The organism is Mycobacterium sp. TH-M15 (assembly GCF_057473705.1).
The window spans coordinates 1-5,149 of the sequence record NZ_JBYCLB010000020.1; the positions used below are offsets into that span (position 1 = coordinate 1).

Genomic DNA, 5,149 nt, shown 5'->3' on the forward strand with positions numbered 1-5,149 from the left:
GGAGTACGTCGGTCACCCGAACCTCCGCGACCTGCTGCTCAACCTGCAGATCACCCCCGCCAACGCCGGTTCGGTGCTCGAACGGGTGCTCGACTACGAGTACAACCACGCCTACCTGAAACACTTGAGCCCGACGCCGGCAGGCTACCTCCAGGACTACCACTTCGACCGGGTCTGGAGCCGGCTGGCGGTCACCATCGACCTGGATCCGGCCTTCGAGCCGCTGATCCACAGCCGTCGGCTGCAGGTAAACGGCCGGGTGATGCCGAACATCCCGGCGATGCTGTACCAGCTGGAGCGCGACACCCGAGCCGTCGCCGACCTGACACCGCGCGGTGTCTCACCGCACATCCACGGCGACCTGCACCTGGAGAACATCCTCTACGACCAGGACTCCGAGCAGTTCTGGCTGGTCGATCCGCGCGGCTACCCCGCCTGCGACATCTACTACGACCTGGGCAAGCTGTCGCACAGCTACAACGGCCACTACGACCTGCTGCACGAGGGACGCCACGAGGTCAGCCACCACGTCGACGGCGACACGGCGGTCATCGACCTCAGCCTGAACTCGCCGCACCTGGAGGAGGTGTACAACGAGCTGAGTCGGGTGATGGACGGCGTCGTCGCCGCCGTTCTGCAGATCGACAGCGACCAGGCCAATCCCCGGATCAACTTCAACGAAGCCATGCACTTCTGCTCGGACATGCCGTTCCACATCCACCCGGACGCGTCGCCGAACGTCGCGGTGGCGATCTACGCCACCGGCGCCCTGCTGCTCGCCGATGTGCTGCAAGAGTTCTCGATCGACGCCGATCCCTCCCAAGCGGTGCACCAGCGTGGGCTGCGTCGGATCACCGACGTCACCCGCGACACCTGGCGTCTCGACGCCTAACCGGATTCGGCGACCCGGACGTATGCGCAACGTACACGCTCAACTCGTCGTCTTCGATCTCGACGGCACGCTGCTCGACACCACCAACCCGATCTCCGAGGTGACCGCCCGGGCGCTGCGCGATCTGCAGCAGCGCGGGCTGCAGATCGCCTTCGCCAGTTCCCGGCCGCTCGCGTCGGTGGAGCTGTTCGCCCAGCGGGTGGGGGTCACCGCGCACCTGATCGGCTTCAACGGCGCGTTGGCGGTATCCGCCGGCGGACGGCAGTTGGTCACCGAGACCTTTGTGATGGACGAGCGGCTGGCCGACCTGCTGCACCGGTTCGCCGACACCGGCGGCCTGGTGAACGTCTACCGTCCGTCGCATTGGCTGGCGATCGGGCCTGCCGCGGCGATCGACCACGAGGAGAAGGCGACCGGCCTGACCGCCGACTCGCGATCTTCGGCCACCGACCTGACGGAGCTGGCGGGCGACTCGGTGCTGAAGGTCATGTGCCGCGGCAGCGAACCGGCCTGCCGGGCGCTGCTGGACGCGGTGCACGGGTCCGCCACCCTGGTGGCGATGTCCGCCGGCTGGGACTGCTGTGACGTCCAGTCCCGGGGGGTCGACAAGGCGCGCGCGGTCCGTGAACTCTGCCGCGACCTGGACATCTCGCCGGACGCGGTGGTGGCCTTCGGGGACAGCGACTCGGACGCCTCGATGCTTCAGATGGCCGGCTACGGCGTGGCGGTCGGCGCGGCGAGTCCCCAGGCGAAGGCGGCGGCCGGTGAGCTGATCGACGGCCCGGGGTCAGGAGCGCTGGCCGCGTGGGTGGACCGAATCACCATCGCGAGCTGAGCCGATGCCAGCGTCGAACTCCGCCCCGACCGATGTGCTGGTGCTGGGCGCCGGGGGCCGGGTCGGCGCGGCGCTGGCCCGGTTCCTCCCGGAATCCGGCCTCTCCGTTCGGGGAATGACCCGACACGATGTCGACATACGCGACCAGGGACAGCTCGCAGCGGCCATCGAGACAGCCGATCCACGTGTCGTCGTCTACGCCGTCGCGATCGCCGACCCGGACCGCTGCGAACGGAATCCGTCGCTGTCCTACGAGGTGAACGTTGCCGGCGCGGTCCGGGCGGCCGAGGCGGCAGACGGGATCGGTTGCCGGCTGGTCTATTACTCGACGGATTACGTGTTCGGGGCGCCCGGCCGCTACCTCGAGGACGCGCCGGTCTCGCCGCTGCAGGTCTACGGTCGGCACAAGGCCGAAGCGGAGCAGCTGGTGTTGGGCCGCGGTGACAACATGGTGATCCGGCTGCCGCTGCTCTTCGGGGGCGACCGGGATCCCGTCGGCGACGCGCTGCGTGCCGTCGTCGATGGAGCCGCACTGCCCCGAGATGACCGGCGCCGCCACCCGATTCCGCTGCGCCACGTGGTGTCGGTGACCGGCATGCTGGTTTCGACCGACGCCCGGTCAGGCATTTATCACGCGGTCGGCGCCGATGCGGTGACCAAGACCGAGTGGGTCTGCTACATCGCCGGACTGCTCGGCAAATCGGTCCCGCCCGTCACCGCGCCGGCCGGCAGCCCGGTGGCCGTGCGACCGACGGACGTCGAGCTGGCCAGCAGGCACCCCGAGCTGTGCGCAACCGAGGGCACGGTGTGGGTGGCCACCCGGGCAAGGGTGGCCGAGCTAGGCTTTCCCGGTACAGCTGTCGTCGGCTGACGTGTTCGCCGGGTACGCCGTCGAACGCCTGTCGGCGCCGGGGCCATGGGCGACATCCCCCGTCATTCGAGACCGCGCCGCGACCGGTCAGCTACGACCCGTTGTTCGGTCCGCCGGAGTTGGCGCCGGGGATATCGGTGATCGGCAAGTTCGGCATCGGCGGCGGTGACGGGGTGGCCGGCAGGGTTGGGATGTCGGCCGCCGGGATGTCGCGCAGCTCGTCGACCGGCGGGCCGTTCTCCCGGCCGCCGTAGACACTGCCCGGCTGCCGCGGGCCGAGCAGTTGGCTCACCGTGACCAGGTGGTAGCCGTTGGCTTTGAGCACCGGGATGAACTGGTACACCAGGTCGACGGTGGACGAGTAGGTGTCGTGGAACAGCACCACCGATCCGGGTTTGACCTGGGTCATCAGCATGTACCGGGTGGCGGCGGTGTCGGCGTCGTTGATCCAGTCGAACGGGATGACGTCCCAGAGGATTCCGGCCAGACCGGCGTTGGCGGCCGCCGCGTTCACCGCGTCGTTGGTGAGCCCGCCGGCCGGCCGCCACAGCGTTGGCGTCTGGCCGGTCGCCGCGGCGATCGCATCGTTGGCCCGGGACAGCTGAGCCGGAACGTCTTGCGGCGGAATGGTCGTCATGTCGGGGTGCTCGAAGGTGTGGCTGCCGATCTCCATGCCCGCCTCGGCGATGCGTCGCGCGCCGTCCGGGTTGGCGGCCACCTTGTTGCCGATCAAGAAGAACGTCGCCGTGGCGTGATTGTCGGCGAGGATCCGCAGCAGGCGGTCGGTGTACGGCGAGGGTCCGTCATCGAAGGTCAGCGCGACACATTTGGCGACCGCGCAATCCACCGGTTCCGCGTCGACCGGGTGTCCGGTGCAGCCGCCGACCAGCACGGCGGCGGAGACACCGCCGACCATCCGGTTGAACCAGCTGCGCACCCTGGCAGCCTACGGCAGCGTCGGCGCTAGGGCAGCGACGCCGGGTTGATCTCCTCCAGCATCTCGGTGACCAGCGCGGCGATCGGCGACCGCTCACTGCGCAGCAGGGTTACGTGGGCGAAGAGTGGGTGCCCCTTGAGTTTCTCTATCACCGCGGCGATCCCGTCGTGCCGGCCGACCCGCAGGTTGTCCCGCTGGGCGACGTCGTGGGTGAGCACCACCCGAGACCCGGTACCGAGCCGGGAGAGCACGGTCAGCAAGACGTTGCGCTCCAGCGACTGTGCCTCGTCGACGATGACGAACGAGTCGTGCAGCGAGCGGCCCCGGATGTGGGTCAGCGGCAACACCTCCAGCATGCCGCGGGAGAGCACCTCGTCGAGCACGTCCGGGCTGGCCAGGCCTTCCAGGGTGTCGAAGACCGCCTGTGCCCAGGGCTGCATCTTCTCGTTCTCGCCGCCCGGCAGGTAGCCCAGTTGCTGGCCGCCGACCGCGTAGAGCGGGCGGAACACCACCACCTTGCGCTGGGTCCGTCGTTCCAGCACCGCCTCCAGACCCGCGCACAGCGCCAGCGCCGACTTGCCGGTGCCGGCCTTGCCGCCCAGCGACACAATGCCCACCGACTCGTCGAGCAACAGGTCCAGTGCCACCCGCTGCTCGGCCGAGCGGCCGCGCAGCCCGAACGCCTCCCGATCGCCGCGCACCAGTTGGATGCGCTTGCCGGCATTGACCCGGCCCAGCGCGTGGCTACTCCCACCGAGCAGGCGAACCCCGGTGTGGCACGGCAGATCCCGGGCCGCGGCCAGTTCGATTTCGGAGTCGGCGAACAACGCGTCGATGTCCTCGGCGGTTGCCTCGAGCTCACCCATCCCGGTCCAGCCCGAGGTGACGACGTCCTGGGCGTGGTACTCGTCGGCGGCCAGGCCGACCGCGGCGGCCTTGACCCGCAGCGGGATGTCCTTGCTCACCAGGGTCACCCGGCGGCCTTCCGCGGCGAGGTTGGCGGCGCAGGTGAGGATCCGGCAGTCGTTGCTGTCGGTCCGAAAACCGGCCGGCAACACCGCCGGATCGGAGTGGTTGAGTTCGACGTGCAGGGTACCGCCTTGTGCGCCAATCGGAATCGGCTCGTCCAGTCGGCCGTGCTGACAGCGCAGGTCGTCGAAGAGCCGCAACGCCTGACGGGCGAACCAGCCGAGCTCGTGGTGGTGTCGCTTGGCTTCCAGCTCGCTGATCACCACCAGCGGCACCACGACTTCGTGTTCGGCGAACCGGGCGCACGCCCACGGGTCCGACAGCAGCACGGAAGTGTCCAGCACGTACGTCCGAATATCAGCCACGGGACGCTCCTGCGGTCATTGTCCGCGCGGCCCCGCGCGGAGGGGTCGACGGGGTGGCGGCACCAGGATCGGGGCCGATCCTGCCGTGATCGCAACGGTGATGCCGGTTGGACGGCAGAGCAGCTGGCTAGCCATCGGTAGCGACGCTACCCCCGCGGACCGGTACCGGCCGGGCAGGCGCGCCGGGGATCAGCCGATGACGAACTGCTGCAGAGCGGGGTCGGCGGCCAACCCCCAGGCGCTGATCCGGTCGGAGATCACCCGGCGCAGCTGGTCGGGT

General features: G+C 69.4%; 5 protein-coding genes. 3 read left to right on the forward strand and 2 right to left on the reverse strand.

Going from position 1 to position 5,149, the window contains the following annotated elements; translation table 11 throughout:
• The 3 genes from AC2VNT_RS00480 to AC2VNT_RS00490 form a co-directional block, all read left to right on the forward strand.
• Positions 1-892, forward strand: an 892-nt coding sequence (locus tag AC2VNT_RS00480; protein ID WP_486944992.1) for a hypothetical protein, incomplete at its 5' end; no start/stop codon positions are given.
• A gap of 22 nt (positions 893-914) precedes the next feature.
• On the forward strand, positions 915-1,727 hold the full coding sequence (locus AC2VNT_RS00485; RefSeq protein WP_486944993.1) for a Cof-type HAD-IIB family hydrolase: 813 nt from the start codon (positions 915-917) through the stop codon (positions 1,725-1,727).
• A 4-nt stretch (positions 1,728-1,731) separates the two neighbouring features.
• Positions 1,732-2,598 (forward strand): SDR family oxidoreductase, encoded by an 867-nt coding sequence (locus AC2VNT_RS00490; RefSeq protein WP_486944994.1) that lies wholly within the window; start codon positions 1,732-1,734, stop codon positions 2,596-2,598.
• A gap of 91 nt (positions 2,599-2,689) precedes the next feature.
• On the opposite strand, the gene AC2VNT_RS00495 is transcribed toward AC2VNT_RS00490, so the two are convergent.
• Positions 2,690-3,514 (reverse strand): polysaccharide deacetylase family protein, encoded by an 825-nt coding sequence (locus AC2VNT_RS00495; RefSeq protein ID WP_486944996.1) that lies wholly within the window; start codon positions 3,512-3,514, stop codon positions 2,690-2,692.
• A gap of 47 nt (positions 3,515-3,561) precedes the next feature.
• Positions 3,562-4,869 carry an RNA 5'-3' helicase PhoH2 gene (gene phoH2 / locus AC2VNT_RS00500; protein WP_486944995.1) on the reverse strand — a complete coding sequence of 436 codons (1,308 nt, stop codon included), beginning with the start codon at positions 4,867-4,869 and terminating at the stop codon, positions 3,562-3,564.
• Positions 4,870-5,149 lie beyond the last annotated feature (280 nt).

What these genes read in the sequence shown, in the direction of transcription:
- AC2VNT_RS00485 (WP_486944993.1), top strand. Translation starts at nt 915, where the DNA reads ATGCGCAACGTACACGCTCAACTCGTCGTCTTCGATCTCGACGGCACG.
- AC2VNT_RS00495 (WP_486944996.1), bottom strand. Translation starts at nt 3,514, where the DNA reads ATGGTCGGCGGTGTCTCCGCCGCCGTGCTGGTCGGCGGCTGCACCGGA.
- AC2VNT_RS00490 (WP_486944994.1), top strand. Translation starts at nt 1,732, where the DNA reads ATGCCAGCGTCGAACTCCGCCCCGACCGATGTGCTGGTGCTGGGCGCC.